Source organism: Actinomyces timonensis (assembly GCF_040702965.1).
GTDB lineage: Bacteria > Actinomycetota > Actinomycetes > Actinomycetales > Actinomycetaceae > Actinomyces > Actinomyces timonensis_A.
Map to the genome: position 1 here is coordinate 2,329,837 of NZ_CP159989.1, position 19,831 is coordinate 2,349,667.

Below are 19,831 nucleotides of genomic sequence, written 5' to 3' on the forward strand. Positions count from 1 at the left end.
GCGGCGGAGGGCGGACCATGGACCAAGGAGATGCGGGCACGAGAGCGGATCGGGGTCCCGGGCGCTTTCGCGACCCGGGACCCCGATCCGTTTCCCCTGGTGAACCAGGGTTTTACGTGCCCCCGAGACGATTCGAACGTCCGACACCCGCTTTAGGAGAGCGGTGCTCTATCCCCTGAGCTACGAGGGCGGGGCGCGGTAAGCCTACCAGCGCGCCGCGCCGACCGGCGACCGGCGCGCCCCTGCTCGCTCAGGCGCGCTCCCAGGGGACGTTCGAGCGGGTGACCGCCGAGTCGTCGTCCTTGGCGCGAGCGGGCACCACCATGATCGGGCAGGCCGCGTGCGAGAGCACCGCCTGGCTCGTCGAGCCCAGGAGGAGTCCCGCGAAGCCGCCGCGACCGCGCGAGCCGACGACGACGAGGTCGACGGCCGTGGAGAACTCGGCGAGGAGCTCAGCGGCATTGCCGTCCAGCGCGTGGCGGCGGACCATCACCCCGGGGTGGCCCTCGAGGGCCTCGGCGACGGCGTGGTCGAGGCCTGCTCGAACGTCGGCGAGGACCTGCTGGCGGTCCACGGCCGCTGGCAGCCATGCGAGCGCCCCGCTGCCGGTGCTCATGGGTACGGCGGCCACGGCTGTGAGCTGGGCGCCCCAGGCCTCAGCCTCGCGCACGGCCCGGCACGCCGCCTTGCGAGCGGAGCCGGAGCCGTCCACGCCGACGACGATCCTCTTGACCGGGGTGAAGGCCGCACCGGTGGTGTGGCGGGGGACGATGACGGTGGGGCACTTGGCATGCGCGGGGAGGGCAGATGAGACGGTGCCGAGCAGGCGGTCGGCGAAACCGCCGCCGCCACGGGTGCCGACGACGGCCAGGGCGACATCAGAGGAGAGGTCCACGAGCACTCCGGCGGGGTCGCCCGTCTCGAGCGAGCTGGTCACCGCGACGCCGGCCTGCTGGGCGCGGGCGACGGCCTCGTCGACGACGGCCTGGGCACCGGCTCGTATCGCGGTGTCGTCCAAGGCCGCGTAGCCACCGTCGAGCGAGGCGGCGGTGAACGACGGAAGCGAGTAGGCGCACAGGATGTGGACCCGCCACCCCTCGCGCGCCGCCCGGGCGGCCGCCCAGTCGACAGCGCCGAGAGACTCGGGCGATCCGTCGACGCCAACGAGGACGACTTTGTCTTCAGCCATGGTTCCCTGCCTTTTCCATCGGACGCCCCGGCCCTCCGGGGTCCGGCGAACCAGGTGCCCCCAAGCATACCTGTGGCACAGCACACGAAGGGGAGGTTCAGTGGACGTGGCCCCGCAACACGGTTCGAGGGGGCGGCCGCCATGGCGGTCGCCCCCTCGAAGTGGTGGCTGAGGTCCGAGCCGGCCTCAGCCGATCCGGATGAACGAGGTCGGGCTGCCCCAGATCTCGCGGTACACGACGCCGGTGGACTCGTTTCCAGCGTCGATCATCATGCCGTTGCCTGCGTAGATGCCGACGTGGTAGCCGTAGTAGACGATGTCACCGGGCCGGGCCTCCGCCATGGAGACGGCGGTGCCCGCGGCGGCCTGAGCGCCTGAGGTGCGAGGCAGGCTGATGCCGGCCCGGGCGTAGACGTACTGGACGAAGCCTGAGCAGTCGAAGCCCTGGGGCGAGGAGCCGCCGAAGACGTAGGGGGTGCCCACGTACTGCATGGCGATGGAGACGATGCTCGAGCCGGAGGCGGCGGGAGCGGCGGCGGGCCGCGCCTGGACGGCCGGGGCCGCCTGAGCGGCGCTCCGCTGGGCCGAGGAGCTGTCCTGGGCCGCGCCCCGCTCCGGCTGGGCGGCCTCGGGGGCTGGCGCCTCGACGACGGGCTTGGGGGCCTCAGCGGCGGCCTCAGCCGCCTCTGAGCCGTGGTTGAAGGCATCGGCCTGGACATCGGTCCCCACGACGATCGCGGCATTGGTCGTCACGGCGGCATGAGCGTCCAGGGCGAGGTGGTTGAGGCCGGAGGCGTCAAGGGAACCGGCAGAGGCCTGGGCTGGCGCTGCGACCGAGGCGGTGGCGGCACCGGAGGCGACCATGGTCAGGGCCAGGCCGGAGGAGGCGGCCAGCGCGAGACCGCGGCGGGTGGCGGGCGCGACCTCGGCGAGGGGAGTCGCGGGACGCGTGGCGGCGCGGTGACGAGCCTGGGAATGGGTGGTCATATTCCTCTCCTATGGCCGCCGAGGTAAGCTGTCGGGTTCGGGCTGGAGACGCCCTACCCGCGTCAAGCGGGACTCACCCCGAGGGCCGCGGTCAGGGCCGCGCCCCATGAAACGGTTCCCCCGTCCCCATCGCTGGTTGTTCGCCAGCCCGGACCGGACGATGGGACTGGGCCCCGGCTCGGGCGCCACGAGGGGGAGGCCCCGCGACACCTGAGAGGCTACCTGAGCACCGACCGGCGGATCACAGGAAGGTTAACAACATAATCGTGACCTGCCACACAAGGACACCTCCCCTTCCCCGTCGTTCCAGCGGGTTCCGGCCAGTTCAGAGCCTCATTCGAGCGCTCCGCACGAGCCGCCTCACGATGAGACCAGTACCACATAAAATGCCTCGGCCCCGCTCCCACCGAGGGGGAGCGGGGCCGAGAGGGGAATCAGAACCGGTACAGCCCGACCGCCGGTTCGCTCAGAGGCGGAGGTACGTGGCGCCACCGCGGACGGCCAGGTACTGCACGCCGACGCTCTCGGACTCGGCGGAGACCATCATGCCGTTACCGGCATAGATCGCGACGTGGCCGGGCCACCAGAGGACGTCACCGGGCTGGGCCTCGGAGGCCGAGATGACGGTGCCAGCCGAGCGGATGGCGCCGGAGGAGTGCGGGACGCTGATGCCCGCGACGTTGGCGTACACGTAGGAGACGAGGCCCGAGCAGTCAAAGGCGCTGGGGCCGCCCGCGCCGTAGACATAGGCCTTGCCGACCTGCGCCATCGCGAGACCCACGATGGAGCTCCCGGAGACGGGGGCGGCCGGGGCGGCGACCTCGGCGGTCGCGGCCGTGGTTGCCGCGGCGGCAGCGGGAGCGGTCGCGGCCGTGGTCGCCTCAGCGGCGGTGGCCTCAGCGGCCGTGGTCGCCTCAGCGGCGGTGGGGGCGGGAGCCGGGGCCTCGGCGGCGACGGCCTCGACGGCGTGGTTGAAGCCGTCGACCTGGGCGTCGCTGGCGACCTTGACGGCCGCGTTGGCGATGACGGCCTCGTGCGCCGGGGCGGCGAGGGCGGCGGTGCCGACGTTCTCACCGAGGGAGCCGGCGGACTCGTTGAGCTGGGTGGTGTCGCTCGCGGCGTTGGCGCCGGAGGCGATCATGGTGAGAGCCAGACCGGAGGACGCGACGACGGCGATGCCGCGACGTGCGGCCGGACCGGTGCTCGACAACGGGGTGATCGGTCGAGTGGCCTTGCGGTGGCGTGCCTTGACGCTGGAAGTCACTGGATTTTCTCCTGGAGAGCCGTCGAGGTTAGCTGTCGGGTTCGGGCTGGAGACGCCCTACCCGCCGAGGCGGGATTCACCCCAAGGAGGAGCGAGCACGAGGCCCGCTCTCATCCGGGGATTGGTTCCCCCGTCCCTGCCGGTGATCTGGGTGGGAATCAGGAGTGAGAGGCGCCGACAGGGTTTGGCTCCGCCCTTCTCTCCACAACCGGGGCATCGGCTGCACCGCAGACACTAGTCGAAGTTCCGCGGAGGAGTGAAGCCTTGAGGGGCGCGACCCCGTGTGGCATCCCTCTCCTAGGGGTCCCATAGGCGCATTCATCCCGGTCAGGCCCACTGACGGCCTGACCGGCGGCGGCCGAGGGCGATCGCGTCGAGGACTCAGCGCGCGGAGGCGCCCTGCTCCAGGAAGAGGTGCCGGGCGACGTCGCCCGGAAGCACGATCGGCATGCCCGTGGGCCCCACGATGCGCACGCCCCCGGCCGATCCGCGCAGACCCACGCGCGCTCCCGCGCAGATCCCCGCGTCCTCCATCAGGCCCAGGAGCTCGGCGTCGGCCTGGATCGGCTCGCCGATCCGGCGCACGACGGCGGATCCGACGCCGTCGCGGGCCACACGGTCGGCGCTCACCTCATCCTCTCCCGGCGCGGGGTGGTCGGCCCGCCTGCCCGGGATGGGATTGCCGAAGGGATCGGAGGCCACGTCCCCGAGGATCTCAGCGAGCCGGTCCTCGACCCTCTCGCTCATCACGTGCTCCCAGCGGCAGGCCTCGTCGTGGATGTAGCGCCGATCGACGCCGACGACGTCGAGCAGCAGCCTTTCAGCAAGGCGGTGCTTGCGGATCACCTCCGTGGCCCGGCGCCGCCCCTCCTCGGTGAGCTCCAGCGAGCGGTCCTCCGCGACCCTGATGAGCCCATCGCGCTCCATGCGCGCCACCGTCTGGGAGACCGTGGGGCCCGAGTGGTCGAGACGATCGACAATCCGCGCGCGAAGAGGGGTGACGCCGTCCTCTTCCAACTCGTAGACGGTCTTGAGGTACATCTCGGTGGTGTCGATGAGCTCGCTCATATTCGCTCGCGCCTCCTGCGACGACGGTTCCCCGCCCGCACGGGCGGCCAGGCCCTCGCGCCGCCCCTCTCGTCGGGCGCGGGGACTGGGAGAAGGATATCGGTCACTCGCGCGCGGGGCCCGGAGCGCTGCCGTCGGCGTCGGAGCGCTCGCGCGGGCCCGTCATGCGCGGGTACGGGCGCGTCGATGAGTGGGCCAGCGCCTCGCACCAGTGGCGCCGCGTCCGCACCAGCGCCGCCGTCGGGACCAGGACGGCCGGCGCTCCCCCGACGATCAGCCGGGGCGTCGTCGGCCGTCGCGCCCGAGGGCGGCGGAGAACCAGATCCGGTAGCTGCGGAAGCGCAGGGAGGCGAAGGCGTGGCCCTGCGCGGACCAGGCAGGGTCCTCCGCGAGAGCGGAGGACCCCGGGGTCGTGCTGGCGGCGGTGGCCGGCTCAGGCGAGGCCGAGGATCTCCTTGATGGGCGACATCGTGAAGTAGACCACGAACAGCGCCGCGGTCAGCCACATGAGCGGGTGGACCCTGCGCGCGCGGCCGACGGCGATCTCGACGAGCGCGTAGGTGAGGAAGCCCGCCCCGATGCCGTTGGTGATCGAGTAGGAGAACGGCATCATGATGATGGTGATGAAGGCGGGGATGCCCAGCTCGGGCCGCTTCCAGTCGATGTCGGCCACCTGGGTCATCATGAGGAAGCCGACGACGACGAGCGCGGGGGTGGCCGCCTCGTAGGGGACCATCGCGACGAGCGGCGACAGGAAGACCGAGGCGAGGAACAGGGCCCCGGTGACGACGTTCGCCAGGCCCGTGCGCGCGCCCTCCCCGACGCCCGCCGCGGACTCCACGTAGGAGGTGTTGGAGGACACCGCGCCGAGGCCGCCGGCGATGGCGCCCACGGAGTCCACCACGAGGATCTCGCGGGTGCGCGGCGGGTTGCCGTCCTTGTCGAGGAGGCCCCCCTCGGCGCCGATGGCCACCATCGTGCCCATCGTGTCGAAGAAGTCGGCGAGCATCATGGAGAAGACGAGCAGGACGATCGACACGGCGCCCGCCTTCTCGAAGGAGCCCAGAAGGGAGAAGTGGCCCAGGCCCGACAGGTCCGGCACGGAGATGGGACTGCCGTTCAACGAGGGGACGCTCAGCGCCCAGCCCGTGGGGTTGGAGCCCTCATTCGAGGCGCCCAGGCCCAGGATGGCCTCGATGATGACGGCCAGGAGCGTGGCGCTGACGATGCCGATGAGGATGGCGCCGCGGACCTTGCGGATGTGCAGGATGATCGTGAGGAACAGGCCGAGCAGGAAGACGATGACGGGCCAGCCCTTGAGGGAGCCGCCCAGGCCGAGCTCGAGGGGCGTGCCGCCGGCGCGCACGATCTTGGCGTCCACCAGCCCGATGAGGGAGATGAACAGGCCGATGCCGACGCTGATCGCGGTGCGCAGGAAGGGCGGGACGGCCCGGAAGACGGCCTCGCGGAAGCCGGTGAGGACGAGGATGAGGATGATGACGCCCTCGATGATGACGATGCCCATGGCATCGGCGAAGGTCATGCCGTGGTTGCCGACGATCGTGTAGGCGACCATCGCGTTGATGCCGAGCCCGGCGGCCATGGCCAGCGGGAAGTTGGCGACGACGCCCATGAGGATCGTCATGACCCCGGCGATCAGCGCGGTGCCGGCGGCGATCTTAGCCTTGGCGCTGGTCACATCACCGTCGCCCGCGAGAGCGCCGCCGAGGATGAGCGGGTTCAGCACGAGGATGTAGCTCATTGTGAAGAAGGTGACGACGCCGCCGCGGAGCTCGCGGGCGACGGTAGAGCCGCGCTCGGTGATACGGAAGAAGCGGTCGAGAGCCGGCAGCGAGGCGGAGGGGGCGGGGCGGGAGGGCGCGGCGCGCCCGGGCGAAGTGGTGCTCACGTTGCCCCATTGTCGCAGACCCCGGGGACGGCCACGAGGCCGTATCAGGAGCCGGCCGCGGCGCGGCGAACCATAATGAACCCATGAAGATCCTGCTCACATCCACCTCCCACCTCGATCCATCGCCGCTGGTCGCCGACGGTCACGAGGTGGTCGTCTTCGATGAGACCGCTCCAGTTCCCTCCGAGCACCGCGATGCGGAGGCGATGATCCTGTGGGGAATGGGCGGCGCGCGGGCCCTCGCGACCCTGCGGGAGATGGCCGGCCACATGACGAGCCTGCGCTGGATCCAGACCCTCGCCGCCGGGCCGGACGCCATCCTCGCCGCGGGCTTCCCCGACTCCGTCGCGATCACCACGGGGCGCCACTTCCACGACGCGACGGTAGCCGAGCACACGCTGGCCCTCGCCCTGGCCTGCGCGAGATCACTGCCCCGGGCGCTGGCGGCGCAGCACGAGCACCGGTGGGCCCGCGAGCTCGGCGGGGCGCAGCCCCTGCGCGATCCCGACCGCCTGACCACCCTCATCGGCGCCCACGCGCTCGTCTGGGGCTTCGGTGCGATCGGCCAGGCCACCGCGCGGCTGCTGACCGCCGTCGGCGCCCAGGTGCGCGGGGTGGCCCGCAGCGCGGGAACGCGTGCGGGCTACGAGGTGATCGCCGTGGACGACATCGACGCCGCCCTGCCCACCACTGACCTGCTCGTCCTGATCCTGCCCGCCACGCCGTCCACGGCCGGGGCCCTCGATGCCCGACGGCTGGCCCTGCTGCCGCGGCGCGCCGTCGTGGTCAACACGGGACGAGGATCCACGGTCGACACGCCCGCCCTGAACGCCGCGCTGCGCGAGGGGAGGATCGCCGCCGCCGGCCTGGACGTCACCGATCCGGAGCCGCTCCCGGCCGATTCCCCGCTCTGGGACGCCCCGAACCTCATCCTCACCCCGCATGGCGCGGGCGGGCGCCCCGTGGGCGCGATGGAGCGGATCGTGCGCAACGCCAGGATCGTGGCCGGCTCGCCCGCGGGCGGGCCGATTGAGGGGCTGTCATGACGCCGTCGCCCGCGACCCCCGCCCGGCGCCCCTCCGCCCGGCCGGTGCGCGTCCAGCGCCATGACCCCGCCCAGCGCCCGATGCTCGTCACCTGGGAGGCCACCCGCGCCTGCGCCCTGGCCTGCCGGCACTGCCGCGCCGAGGCCGTGCCGCTGCGCAGCCCCCTCGAGCTGGGCCTGGATGAGGCGAAGGCGCTCATGGACGAGGCGGCCGCCTTCGGCAAGCCCGCCGTCATCTTCATCATCACCGGGGGCGACTGCTTCGAGCGGCCGGACCTGGCCGAGCTGGCCGCCTACGGGACGGGACTGGGGCTGCATGTGGCGCTCTCGCCGTCGGGGACGGACAAGCTCACCAAGGAGGCGCTCGCCGAGCTGCAGGAGGCGGGGATCGGAGCCATCTCCCTGTCCATCGACGGCGCCACGGCCGCCACGCACGATGCCTTCCGGGGGTTGGAGCGCACCTTCGACCGCACGATCGCCGGCTGGGAGGCCGCCCGCGAGCTGGGGATGAAGGTGCAGATCAACTCCGTGGTGGCGCGCCACAACGTCCATGAGCTGCCGGATATCGCGGCGCTCGTGCGCGAGCACGGGGCGATGACCTGGTCCGGATTCCTCCTGGTGCCCACGGGGCGCGGCGTCGACTTGGGCGCTCTGGGCGCCGATGAGGTGGAGGACGTGCTCGGCGCCTTCTACGACATGGGCGAGGCCGTCCCCGTGCGCACCACCGAGGGGCACCACTTCCGGCGCGTGTGCCTCCAGCGCAGGGTTCTCGCCGATCGGGGAGTCACCGACGAGGAGATGATGCGGATCATGGGGTACGGGCCCCTGTACCGCCAGTTGCGCGAGCACATCACCGGGCTCGGGCTCGACTCGGGGCCCCGGCGGCGGCGCCCCCCGATCACCGTGAGCTCGGGCAGCGGCTTCGTGTTCGTCTCCCACACCGGGGAGGTGACGCCCTCGGGCTTCCTGGAGAAGAGCGCCGGGAACGTGCGCGACTCCTCGCTGACCGAGATCTACCGCCGCTCCGAGGTGTTCACCGGCGTGCGCGACCCGGGGCTGCTGAAGGGTCGCTGCGGGGCCTGCGAGTACAAGGCCGTGTGCGGCGGCAGTCGGGCGCGCGCCTACAACATGACCGGCGATCTCCACGCGGAGGACGCCTCCTGCAACTACCGCCCCGGCAGCTTCCCCTTCCCCGACGACGTCGCCGCGCTCATGAGCGGGGTCGGCGGGGGCTCAGGCGCGGGTGGGCATGAGAGCCTCAAGGTCGGCGAGGCTGCTCAGGCCGGTCGCTGAGTCAGCCGCCTCATCCTCGGCATCGGGGCCGTCCGCGGGCCCGGCGGGCGCGACCGGCCCGGTGGAGCGCTCCGCGCCGAGCTCGGCGGCCAGGCCCGCGACGGCGTCGCGCGCGGAGACGGCGCGGTCCTCGCCGGCGCCGGCGGGCCCCGGCTCATCATCGCCCGCGGGATCCCGGGCCTCGTCCCCGGGTGCGGCGCCGACGGGGGCCCCGGGGGCCTGCGGGGCCTCGTCGGCGGCAGGGCCGACCGCCTCCTCGGCTGGCTGCTCGGCGACGGGCCCCGCCGCTCCCCCAGCCGGAGGGGCGTCCTCGGTCATCTCATCCAATGGGACGCCACCGCGCAGGTCCTGGCCGTCGGAGGCGACGACCTCCATGCGGCCCTCGTCGACACGGGAGGGCGCCACCGGCCACTCCGGCCCCTGGTCGGGCACATCGGTCTCGGAATGGGCGCCGCAGCCGTGGTCGAGGGAGACGACGACGCCGTCGTCGGGGGCCCACTCGTTGGCGCAGATCCCGAAGACCTGCCGGAAGGGCCCCGCCATGGGGATGAAGAAGCCGCATGTGGAGCACGTGGCGTGGGCCTTGCGGACGCCGTCGGCGTGGGGTCCGTGATCGCCGTCGTACCAGCGCTGGGCGGCGCGCTGGACGCCCTCGGGGCTGAGAACCCGCGCGCGCCCGAGGTCGAGCTCATCGAGGGCGACCCTGTCCCCCTCCTCGTCGCCAGTGGCCTCCCAGCCGGGCTCGAGGCGCTCGTCGGTCTCGCGCAGGGGAAGCCGGTCGGAGCGGCCGACATCCCCGGGGGCCAGGCGGTCCGCCCAGGGCACCCACACGGGGGCGAGGAGCGCGTCCTCGCCGGGCAGCAGCTCGAGCTCGACCACGGTGGCCGTCCGCGAGCGCGGCGCGCGGCTCATCGTGACGGCCCAGCGCCAGCCGCGGTAGCCGGCCAGGGTGCACTCGAAGAGGTGGGTGACGAGGCGCTCGGCATCCGCGCGGGCAGCCGTGTGAGCCCCGATGGTCTCGGGGATCGTGATCTCCATGAGCGCGGTCCGCGCGAGTTCGACGGCGGTCGCGCTGGTCAGCGTGCGGTCCTTGGCGGCAAGGGCGGCCTGGGACGCCGTGGGCAGCGAGCCCCCTCGGACCAGGGCCGCGGTGGCGGGGTCGGTGGCGGTCCCGACGCTTCCCCGGGGGACCTCGGGCGCCTCAGGGCTCTGCGGGGTCGCGCTCATCTCGGGGGAGGTCGCGCCTGCCACGGCGCTCTCGGTTCCAGTCACGCGCCCCAGTGTAGAGGGGGTGTCCACGCCCCGCCCGCCGACGAGCCCGTCGCGGGACGCGCCCCACAGGCCCGGGCGCCGGTCAGTCCCGGCTGACCGGCGCCACGGAGACGATGCGGTGGACGGCGACGGTCAGCTCGGTCTCGCGCGCGACGTCGGCGAGCCTGACCCGCCCGGGCTCGACGGCGCGCACCCGCACCTCCCTCTCCTGGACCTCGCCGTCGGGTCCCGCCAGGCGCAGGCGCAGCAGGGAGCGGTTGGCCTGCCCCTGCCGCAGGACGGCCAGGGCGTGGACGGGGTCGCTCGCGGCGACGGCCGGACCGGCGGCGGCGAGGGCCTCCTGGCCGGCGCGCATCCTGCCAACCATGACGGCGAGCTCCCGGCTGGCGGGGGCGCGGCGCCGGGAGGCGATGACGCGCCCCGGCCGGGTGGGCTCGGGCGCTGCGCCCCGGCCGCGCGCGCCATCGGCGCCGCCCGGGCCGCCGTCGATGACGAGGCGGCCCTGCCCGTCCTCCATGACGGGTGCGAGCCCCGTGGCCCGCAGCTCGCGCAGGACCTGCCCGGCGCTGGCGGTCGCGGTGATGATCCCGGGGGCGGCCTCGTTCAGGCCGAGGCCGGCCAGCCGGGACTCGGCGAGGAGGCCAGCGGCGGTGGCCGGGTCGGGGACGCGCAGGATCGAGGCGATGGGGCGCACGCGGATCGCTCCGTGGCGGCGCGCGGCGTCCTCGACAAGAGCCTCCAGCGCCCCCGGCAGGGGGGCGGGGCTGTAGGCGCCGAGCGCGTCGAGGAGCTCGGCGGCGCTCAGACCCGCGTCGAGGGCGCCTCGCACGGAGTCGGGGGTGAATCGGAGGGCGAGGGCGCCGCCTCGCGATTCGACGACGGCGCTGCGCTCGAGCAGGGCGGCGAGCGGCGCGACGGGGCGGCCCGGGACGATCGCGGTGAGGTCAGACTGGACCAGCAGCATGGGCACCGGCTCGGGCAGGTCGGCGGCGAGCGCGTCCTCCAGGGCGCCCAGGGAGGCCGGATCCGCATCGGCGCCCAGGGACTCGCGCTCGGCCAGGGCGCGGCCCGCGCGTGAGAGCGCACCGGCGCCCGTGATCCCCAGGAGCTCGGCCTCGGCGAGGATCGCGGTGATGGCGCCCTCGGGGATGGCGCGGCGGGGGCGGGCCGCGGTGAGGGTCGCGCGCACGAAGCCGGGGGTGGCGGAGGCGCCGTCGGGCAGCACGGCCAGGAGGCGCAGGACGCGGTGCCGCAGGGAGCGGGCCCAGGGGGCCTCGGCGGCGTCGCCGAGCACTGCCCTCAGGGCGCCGTCCTCACCGCGGCTTCCGACCAGCCACGGGGTGCGGGCGCTGGAGGCCCAGGCGGCGGCGAGGGCGGCCCAGCGCTCGGGCAGGGGCGGGGCGTCGTCGTGGGCGAGCCAGGCCATGGCGGGGGCGGCGGGGAGCCAGGCGGCGCCGTCGTCGTCGAGGCCGAGGAGGTCCGCGGCGGCGGCGATCTCGATAACGGTGGCGGCCTGGGCAGGGGCCAGGGCGAGGGCCTCAGCGGTGCGGGCCAGGGGGCGCACGCCGACGCCGCCGGTGCGCAGGAGGGGGCCGGGCTCGCGCGACCACTCGCGCAGGAGCGCGGTGACGAGGCGGACGGCCTCCTCGGCGCGCTGGGCGGACTCGGCGGCGACGGTCCGGGGCTCGATGATGGCCAGCGAGTCGGGACTGGGGCCGGTGAGGGCCTCGGTGGGCGGGGGCCAGGAAGCGGCGACGGGCGCGAGGGCCTCGGCGAGGCCGGGGGCGGGCCGGTTCGAGATCGTCAGGGCGAGGCGGGAGAGCTCGGAGAGCCGGCTGGCGACGGTTTCGAGGGGCAGGGAGAGTCGGTCGGCGAGGATGGCGGCGAGGTCATCAGCGCTGGCAGCGCCGGCAGGCCCCGCCTGCCCGGGGACGGGGCCGACGAGGCCCTCGGCGACGGCGATGGCGGCTGCGTCGAGCTGGGCGAGGGCGAGGTCAGTGCTGGTTCGCCCGGCGGCGCGGGCCGCGAGCGCGGTGAAGGAGGGCGACGGCGGGGAGAGGAGATCGGGGCGGGCCAGGAGGAGCGCGGCGATCTCGCGGTCGGCCAGGCCGGTGAGGCGCGCGGCCAGGTCCTCCACCGTCGCTGGGACTGGTGCGCTCGCCGCGCGCCGCCGCGCCTCCTCACTGCTCACCCCACCAACGGTACAGCCCCGCGCCATCTCACCTCGTGCCGACGACTTCTACTATACTTCTACAGTCAGATACACCCGTATACACGTGTATCTGAAAACAGATATACTCGCCTATAGTTCTATAGAATTCGGAGGGCTTCATGGACCCCGTGCTGAACCCCTACGTTCCCGGGGCAGGTCGCCGACCTGTCGCGCTCGTGGGACGCGATGACGTCATCAACGTCTGGGACATCATGCTGCGTCGCGCCGAGCGCGGGATGACGGACCAACCACTCGTGCTCTACGGGCTGCGCGGAGTCGGGAAGACCGTCCTCCTCACCCGCCTGCGCCACGATGCGGACAAGCGCGGGTGGATCACGGTCCAGGTCGAGGCCGGGACCGGCAAGGGCCTTCGTGAGATTGTGGGCGAGGGGCTGTACGGCCCCCTGAGTGACCTCGCGCGCCCCTCCGCCGGCACGCGCGTGCTGCGCGCCCTGAAGACCGCCCTCTCCTTCAAAGCCTCCTACGACCAGACGGGCTCCTGGTCCTTCGGCGTCGACCTGAGCGGGCAGAGCGGCGGCGGTGCCGACTCGGGAGTACTTGAGACGGATCTCAAGAAGACCCTCAAGGACGTCTCGCTCGCAGCCGCGGAGGAGGGCGGTGGGCTCGCGCTGCTCATCGACGAGGCGCAGGACCTCTCAACCGAGGACCTCACCACGTTGGTGGCCGTCTCCCACGCCGCGGCCCAGGACGACTGGCCGGTGCTCTTCGCGCTCGCTGGCCTTCCCAGCCTCCCACAGACGCTCTCGGAAGCGCGGTCCTATTCTGAGAGGCTCCGATTCGTCAAGGTCGAGCGCCTTGACCCGGATGGCGCCGCCGCGGCGCTTGCCGATCCCGCGAAGGCGGAAGGTGTGAGGTGGGACGACGACGCTCTGTCGCACGTCGTGGAGCACTCCGGGCGCTACCCGTACTTCATCCAGCAGTTCGGGCAGGAGGCGTGGAACGCCGCATCCGGCAGGCGCATCGATGGGAACGCGGCTGAGCTCGGCGTCGCCTCAGGTCTTACCCAGCTCGACAACGGGTTCTTCCGCGCCCGCTGGGACCGCACGACCCAGGCGGAGAGGCGTTACCTGCGGGCCATGTGCCCCGAAGGCGAGGACGGTATCGGCAGCGGCGAGGTCGCCAGCCGCCTGAACCGGACCATCCAGAGCCAGAGCGGGGTCCGCAGCTCCCTCATCCGCAAGGGCATCGTGCACGCGCCCGAGCACGGCGTCGTCGCCTTCTCAGTCCCGGGCATGGCCGGATTCATCTCCCGGCAGCATGGGGAGTAGGGGCCGGCTCCACCGACGCGGGCGAGCGCTCGCGCCCTCCTCGGCGCCAGGCGCGCGATACTCCCCCCATGCCCGCCACGTCCGGCCCGCCCGACGGCCCCCTCATCGTCCAGAGCGACAAGACCGTCCTGCTTGAGGTCGCCCATCCCGCCGCCGACGGCGCCCGCCGCGCCATCGCGCCCTTCGCCGAGCTGGAGCGGGCCCCCGAGCACATCCACACCTACCGGATCACGCCCCTGGCGCTGTGGAACGCGCGGGCCGCGGGCCTGGACGCGGAGACGGTCGTCCACGTGCTCGTCACCTACTCCCGCTTCCCCGTCCCCCACGCCCTGCTCACCGAGATCGCCGAGACGATGGGCCGCTACGGCCGCCTGCAGCTGCTCAGCGACCCGGCGCACGGCCTCGTGCTGCACGCCACGGACCGCCCGGTCCTCGAGGAGGTCATTCGCTCCAAGCGCACCGCGGGGATGCTCGGGGAGCGCCTGGGGGGCACCGACGTCGTCGTCCACCCCTCCGAGCGGGGCCGCCTCAAGCAGGCTCTCATCAAGCTGGGCTGGCCCGCGGAGGACCTCGCGGGCTACGTCGACGGCGAGGCCCACCCGATCACGCTGGTCGAGGACCCGGCCGGCGCGGCGGCCAGCTCCCCGGGGGCCTTCGCGCTGCGCCCCTACCAGCGCCAGGCGGTGGACGCCTTCTGGTCGGGGGGCTCCGGCGTCGTCGTCCTGCCCTGCGGGGCGGGCAAGACGCTCGTGGGCGCGGCGTCCATGGCGCGCTCATCCACGACCACTCTCATCCTGGTGACCAACGCGGTCTCGGCGCGGCAGTGGAAGGAGGAGCTCATCCGCTTCACCACCCTCACCGCCGATGAGATCGGGGAGTACTCAGGATCGCGCAAGGAGATCCGCCCCGTCACGATCGCCACCTACCAGGTGCTCACGACGAAGCGGAAGGGCGTCTACCCTCACCTGGACCTGCTCGACGCGCGCGATTGGGGCCTCATCGTCTACGACGAGGTCCACCTCCTGCCCGCTCCCGTCTTCCGCATGACGGCGGACCTTCAGGCGCGCCGCCGCCTGGGACTGACGGCCACGCTCGTGCGCGAGGACGGGCGCGAGGACGAGGTCTTCAGCCTCATCGGCCCCAAGCGCTACGACGCCCCCTGGAAGGACCTGGAGAACCAGGGGTGGATCGCGCCGGCCGTATGCACCGAGGTCCGCCTCACCCTCGACGCCGGGGAGCGGATGGCCTACGCCACCTCAGAGGCGGAGGACCGCTACCGACTGGCCGCCACGAGCCCGCGCAAGCTGGAGGTGGTCGAGCGGATCCTGGCGCGCCATCGGGGCGAGGAGGCGCTCGTCATCGGCTCCTACGTCGACCAGCTCGAGGAGCTGGCCGAGCACCTGGGCGCGCCGATCATCACCGGGGCGACGACCGTTCGCCAGCGCCAGCGCCTCTACGACGACTTCCGGGCAGGCAAGGTCCCCGTGCTCGTGGTCTCCAAGGTCGCCAACTTCTCCGTCGACCTGCCCGGCGCCTCCGTGGCAGTGCAGGTCAGCGGCTCCTTCGGCTCACGCCAGGAGGAGGCGCAGCGCCTGGGGCGGATCATGCGCCCCAAGTCCGACGGCCGCCAGGCGCGCTTCTACACCGTCGTCGCGCGCGACACGAAGGACCAGGAGTTCGCAGCCCATCGCCAGCGCTTCCTGGCCGAGCAGGGATACGCCTACGAGATCGTCGAGGCCGACGACCTGTGAGGGAAGGGCCGGTCGGGGCGCTGAGGCGGTCGCGGCGCCGCACCCGGCCCTTGGGCGCTGGCCTCGCCCGAGACCACTCGGACCGGAGATCCAGTCCGGTACGCGACGGCCGTGGCGACGTAGGAGGAGGCATGGGGCAGGCCCTCGAAGACGACCTCCGCCCGCCCCGCCGGAACCACGCGGGCGACCGACCACCCCTCGTCCTTCCCGGAGACCGTGACGGCGATGTCGCCGATCGCGCCGGCCTGCGGCCGCGTGAACGGCTGGAGGTCGACGGTGGCCGTGGTCCCCGGGGCGGCCGCGCTGGTCGTGATCCCCGGCGCGGCCGCCCGGGCCGCCGAGATGGCCGGCTCGTACTGGAGCGCGGCCTGCTCGTTGTCGGGGGTCCACAGGCCGAGGGCGCTCAGGAAGAGCCTGGCCATGTAGCGCTGCCCGTTGAACCCGGGGTGCAGGTTGTCGCCCATGAGGATCTGGTCGACCTTGTCGGCGTCCGCGGGGTCGCTGATGAGCCAGGGGTAGGACTCCGCGGATTCCTGCCATCGGGTGAACTGGTCGACGACGACGAGCCCGTCGTCCTCGGCGCCGAGCCGCTTCATGATGGCGACATAGGGCTTGACCAGCTCACTCCTGCAGCCCGGCGTCGGGGTGCGCAGGATGATGACCGCGTCGGGGTTCTTCGCCCGGATGCGCTCGATAATGGCCCGGAGGCTCTTCCGGTAGGTCTCGGGGGGCGTGGCCGCGTCAACGGAGTCATTCGTGCCGATCATCAGGGAGACGACGTCGGCCGGGTAGTTCTCCAGGCGCGGCCCGATCTGCGCCAGGGTGTCGGCGGTGGTGGCCCCGGACACGGCGGTGTTGACCACCACGTCGTCCTGGCGGCCCAGGACCTCGTGGACGTACTTCTCCACGACCTGGGGGACGGCGTCGTAGCCCTTGGTGTGCAGCGCCCCATGGGTGATGGAGTCCCCCATGAACAGCCAGGTCAGGGGGCCTCCCTGGCCCAGCTTGCCCGAGAGCCTCCCGATCGGCGAGGGGACGGCGGGGCTGAAGGAGCCCGATGCGAGGTCGCCGCGAAGCGTCGCCAGCCGCTGGGCGCCGTCGGCCGACGCGGTGGTGATCTCCACGCGCCCGGTGCCCGGCAGGCCGTGGAGCGAGGCGGTCCCCCCGGCGTCCACCGAGGCGGAGGAGAGCGTCGTGCCGGCCTTCGGCGGGGCGAGGCCGGCGTCCTCGTCGGACAGGATCACCCGGGCCTCGACGCGCCAGCGCCCGCCGACCCCCTGGGGGACCGAGACCGACAGGGCGCCGGACTGGAGGGAGGCGGTCGGCCCCTCGGCCCTGAAGGCCGTAGGCGCGGGGATCTCCTCGCGATCGACGGCCACGCCCTTCCCGGGGAAGTCGGAGGTCAGGCCGATCGTCGCCTCGGCGAGCTGGCGACCCAGGATGAGGTGGCCCTGGGCGGTGAGCGTGGAGTCGGCCCTCAGCCCCGCGGAGGTGAAGGCGCTGTCGGCCGTGGTCTGGGACGAGTGGTCGACGACGATGATCCTGCTGTGGATCGCGGGTGTGGCCGCGTACTCGTTGACGACGTCCTTCGCGGCCGCCGCGTAGCGCTCAGCGAGGTCCGCCCCCTCCTTGGGCCGGTAGGGCAGTTGGACGACAGCGAAGGCGCCGGATCGCACGGCGACCGCCTTGTCGATGAACCGCCGGAGAGCACCCTGGAAGGCGGGCGCCCCGGACTCGCCGGCGGCGTAGTCGTCAGGGCTGATGAGGTAGGCGGTGGCCTTCGGCCTCAGGGGCGCGACACGGGTGTCGAAGTCCGCCACGACGTCGGACAGGACCACGCCGGGGCGGGCCAGGTTGACCGCGTAGCGCTGCATCGCGCGCGCCTTGTTCGTGCTCGGGGCCCGGTCCCACCGGATGTACTCCTCGAAGTGGCCGACGTAGTTACGGGCCCCCCGGGTCTGCGAGAAGCCACCGGCGACGTCGGCTCCCCCGGTGAACGCCCAGGTGTTGTCCGGCGAGTCGTTGAAGAGCTCGGCGCGCGCCCCGCCAGGGCCGTCCGGGCGCGCACCGGCGGGCGTAATGGTCTTGGCGTCCTCATCGGGCACCGCCTGCGAGGTCACCATGACATCGTTGTCCTTCTATGCGCGCAGGGACTCTGGGCGGCAGAGCGTGAGCTCTGGGCGCCGGGGATCGTAGCATTCATCTGACGTCCTATGTCCGGCCGAGGCGTCATCCGTCGCCCATCGGGGCCGAGCCGGCGAGCCCGTCAGCGCCGGCCGCCCGTGAGCGGATCGCTCAGGCGTGGGCGAAACGAGTTGCCCCAGGCGCGCTCCGACGGCGACGATGGGCGTGATGCTATCGACAGCCCACCCCTCGCGGCGCCCGTGTCACGCTCCGCGCCTGGCCATCCCGATCCTCCTCGCCCTAGGCGCGGGAACCCTCGTCGCGCCCACCGCCCAGGCATCGGCGCCGGCACCCAGCGCCATGAGCGGTCCCCCCGCGATGACGGCCGGGGCGCCGACGTCGAGCCCTCCGGCCACGGGGGCGGCCGCCCGCGTCGTCGACGGCGCGGGCATCCTGGACGACGCCGCGGCCGCCTCCGCCGTCGAGAAGGCCGCGAGGGACGGCATCACCCTGTCGATCCTCACGGCCACCGATGGGACGAGCAAGGCCGAGGACCTGGCCAGGAAGGAGTGGCGCGCCAAGGGCATGGGAGCCTCGGACGCCCTGCTCGTCATCAACATGCCGGCCTCGGGCTCGAACTCCTACTACCTGGCCACGGGCAGCGACATCCCGGCCTCCAAGCGCAGCGAGCTGGGCAGCGAGATCGGCTCCTACATGCGTTCCCACGACTTCGACGGCGCCGTCGCCGCTCTTCCGGGGCTCCTGGCCAAGGCCAGGAACGGGAGCAGGAGCGGGGACGAGGGCTCATCGGGCACGTCGGCCACGGGCCTCATGCTGCTGGCTGGCGGGGGCGCGGCCGCCGCGGGGGCGGCCGCCTACGCCATCTCGCGCCGCCGCAAGTCGGGAGCCTCATCCCCCCAGGAGGACGCCGCACTCTGGAATCGCAAGAGGAAAGCGCCCGAGCCGGTCGGCCCGGTGCCCCTGGACCAGCTCATCACCCAGGCGGGCGCCGCCCTCGTGGCCGCCGATGACGCGATGCGCGCCGCTGATGAGGAGCTGTCCTACGCCCAGGCGCAGTTCGGCCTGTCCGCGACCGACTCCTTCACCGAGGCGCTGGGCCAGGCCAAGGCCCACCTGAGCCGCTGCTTCGAGCTGCGCAAGATCCTCGACGACGACATCCCCGAGACCGAGCCCCAGCAGCGCCAGATGTACGGGGAGATCCTCGACCGCTGCCAGCAGGCCATGGGTGCGATCCAGGCGCAGAGCCGGCTCTTCGAGGAGCGGCGCGGCATCGAGTCCGCCCTGCCGACCTCCATGTCTGAGACCGCCCAGCGCGCTGACGAGACCGAGCAGGCCATCACTATGGCCAAGACGCTCCTGGTGACGCTGCGCGCCACCTACCCCGCCTCAGCGCTCACCTCGGTCTCAGAGGCGCCCGTGCGCGCCGAGAGGCTGCTGGCCGCGGGCCGCACCGCCCTGGAGCAGGCCAGGGCCAGCGCCGACGCCGGGCAGCAGTCCACCGCCGTCGAGCAGGTGCGCATCGCCCAGGGCTCGATCGCCCAGGCCGGCACCCTCGCGGCCCAGGTGACCAGCGCCAATGAGCGCTTGAGCACGGCCTCGGCCGACCTCGCCGCGGCGATCGCCTCCCTGTCCTCCGATCTCGTGGACGCCAAGCGCCTGGCCGGCCAGGTGCCCAGTGCCACCCTCTCCCCGCTCGTGGCCGACGCCGAGGCCGCTATCGCCGAGGGCCGCGCCGCCTCCGGGAGGGCCAGCACCGACCCGTCCGCCCCGGCCACCGGTGATCAGATGGTCGGCGACCCCCTGGCCGCGCTGGACCACCTCAGCCGAGCCGAGACGGCGATCGACGCCGCCCTCGCCCCGGCGCGGGCGAAGGAGGAGAACGACTCGCGGGCCCGCAGCCAGCTGGGCTCGCGCCTGGCGCGCCTCAACTCGCAGGTGCAGTCCGTGACCACCTACATCACCACGCACCGCGGCGCTGTCGGCTCGTCGGCCCGCACCGCCCTGTCCGAGGCGGCCCGCCACGCATCGGCGGCCATCGCCACGCAGTCCGCGGACACGCAGGCAGCCCTGGCCGAGGTAGCCGCCGGAGAGCCGCTGGTGGCGCAGGCGCAGGCCCTGGCGGAGGCCGATGTGCGCAACGCCGGAAACGCCTGGGGCGCCGGCTCCGGCTACTCCGGGGGATACGGCCGCCGCGGCGGCGGCCTGGACCTCGGCTCGCTCGTGCTCGGGGGGATCCTCATGGGTGGCCTGTTCGACGACGACGACCGCCCCCACCACGTCGGCGGTTGGGGCGGCGGCGGCTTCGGAGGGTTCGGCGGGGACTTCGGAGGCGGCGACTTCGGAGGCTCCGGCGGGGACTTCTGAGCCCCTCACCACTGTTCAACCCCAACACCTCAACCACCACCCG

At 73.2% G+C, this 19,831-nt stretch carries 13 protein-coding genes, 1 tRNA gene and 2 riboswitches; of the genes, 5 read left to right on the forward strand and 9 right to left on the reverse strand.

What is annotated here, in order from left to right; translation table 11 throughout:
• Positions 1–117 precede the first annotated feature (117 nt).
• The 6 genes from ABXS69_RS10060 to ABXS69_RS10085 all read right to left on the reverse strand — a co-directional run bounded on the left by ABXS69_RS10060 (position 118) and on the right by ABXS69_RS10085 (position 6,417).
• Positions 118–190, reverse strand: a tRNA-Arg gene (locus ABXS69_RS10060).
• A gap of 60 nt (positions 191–250) precedes the next feature.
• The gene (locus ABXS69_RS10065; protein WP_366180514.1) at positions 251–1,189 is read right to left on the reverse strand and encodes a universal stress protein; all 939 of its coding nucleotides are present in this window, start codon (positions 1,187–1,189) and stop codon (positions 251–253) included.
• A 186-nt stretch (positions 1,190–1,375) separates the two neighbouring features.
• Entirely contained in the window at positions 1,376–2,176 is an 801-nt protein-coding gene (locus ABXS69_RS10070; protein WP_366180515.1) for a C40 family peptidase, read from the reverse strand.
• A riboswitch (cyclic di-AMP (ydaO/yuaA leader) is annotated at positions 2,176–2,331 on the reverse strand. It overlaps the preceding gene by 1 nt.
• Before the next feature lie 311 nt (positions 2,332–2,642).
• Positions 2,643–3,440, reverse strand: a complete 798-nt coding sequence (locus ABXS69_RS10075) for a C40 family peptidase (RefSeq protein WP_366180516.1) — start codon at positions 3,438–3,440, stop codon at positions 2,643–2,645.
• A gap of 3 nt (positions 3,441–3,443) precedes the next feature.
• Positions 3,444–3,603: riboswitch (cyclic di-AMP (ydaO/yuaA leader) on the reverse strand.
• Positions 3,604–3,821: 218 nt separating this feature from the next.
• Positions 3,822–4,508 (reverse strand): metal-dependent transcriptional regulator, encoded by a 687-nt coding sequence (locus tag ABXS69_RS10080; RefSeq protein WP_366180517.1) that lies wholly within the window; start codon positions 4,506–4,508, stop codon positions 3,822–3,824.
• 433 nt (positions 4,509–4,941) lie between these two features.
• Positions 4,942–6,417 carry an NCS2 family permease gene (locus ABXS69_RS10085; RefSeq protein ID WP_366180518.1) on the reverse strand — a complete coding sequence of 492 codons (1,476 nt, stop codon included), beginning with the start codon at positions 6,415–6,417 and terminating at the stop codon, positions 4,942–4,944.
• A gap of 83 nt (positions 6,418–6,500) precedes the next feature.
• On the opposite strand from ABXS69_RS10085, the gene ABXS69_RS10090 reads away from it, so the two are divergent.
• Both ABXS69_RS10090 and ABXS69_RS10095 read left to right on the forward strand, forming a co-directional pair.
• Entirely contained in the window at positions 6,501–7,463 is a 963-nt protein-coding gene (locus ABXS69_RS10090; protein WP_366180519.1) for an NAD(P)-dependent oxidoreductase, read from the forward strand.
• Complete coding sequence (locus ABXS69_RS10095; protein WP_366180520.1) at positions 7,460–8,755, forward strand: TIGR04053 family radical SAM/SPASM domain-containing protein; 1,296 nt, start codon at positions 7,460–7,462, stop codon at positions 8,753–8,755. The genes ABXS69_RS10090 and ABXS69_RS10095 overlap by 4 nt, the downstream gene beginning before the upstream one ends.
• On the opposite strand, the gene ABXS69_RS10100 is transcribed toward ABXS69_RS10095, so the two are convergent.
• Both ABXS69_RS10100 and ABXS69_RS10105 read right to left on the reverse strand, forming a co-directional pair.
• Positions 8,696–10,027 (reverse strand): DUF3027 domain-containing protein, encoded by a 1,332-nt coding sequence (locus ABXS69_RS10100; RefSeq protein WP_366180521.1) that lies wholly within the window; start codon positions 10,025–10,027, stop codon positions 8,696–8,698. The two genes, ABXS69_RS10095 and ABXS69_RS10100, sit on opposite strands and share 60 nt — an antisense overlap.
• Before the next feature lie 82 nt (positions 10,028–10,109).
• Positions 10,110–12,218, reverse strand: a complete 2,109-nt coding sequence (locus ABXS69_RS10105; RefSeq protein WP_366180522.1) for a helicase-associated domain-containing protein — start codon at positions 12,216–12,218, stop codon at positions 10,110–10,112.
• 140 nt (positions 12,219–12,358) lie between these two features.
• Between ABXS69_RS10105 and ABXS69_RS10110 the strand changes: the two genes are divergently transcribed.
• Positions 12,359–13,528: an ATP-binding protein gene (locus tag ABXS69_RS10110; protein ID WP_366180523.1), complete on the forward strand. Its 1,170-nt coding sequence runs from the start codon at positions 12,359–12,361 to the stop codon at positions 13,526–13,528.
• 68 nt (positions 13,529–13,596) lie between these two features.
• A complete protein-coding gene (locus tag ABXS69_RS10115) occupies positions 13,597–15,279 on the forward strand; it encodes a DNA repair helicase XPB (protein ID WP_366180524.1) in 1,683 nt (560 codons plus the stop codon).
• Here the strand turns inward: ABXS69_RS10115 and ABXS69_RS10120 are convergent.
• The gene (locus tag ABXS69_RS10120) at positions 15,249–17,402 is read right to left on the reverse strand and encodes an SGNH/GDSL hydrolase family protein (protein WP_366180525.1); all 2,154 of its coding nucleotides are present in this window, start codon (positions 17,400–17,402) and stop codon (positions 15,249–15,251) included. The two genes, ABXS69_RS10115 and ABXS69_RS10120, sit on opposite strands and share 31 nt — an antisense overlap.
• 229 nt (positions 17,403–17,631) lie before the next feature.
• On the opposite strand from ABXS69_RS10120, the gene ABXS69_RS10125 reads away from it, so the two are divergent.
• Positions 17,632–19,788: a TPM domain-containing protein gene (locus tag ABXS69_RS10125; protein WP_366180526.1), complete on the forward strand. Its 2,157-nt coding sequence runs from the start codon at positions 17,632–17,634 to the stop codon at positions 19,786–19,788.
• Positions 19,789–19,831 lie beyond the last annotated feature (43 nt).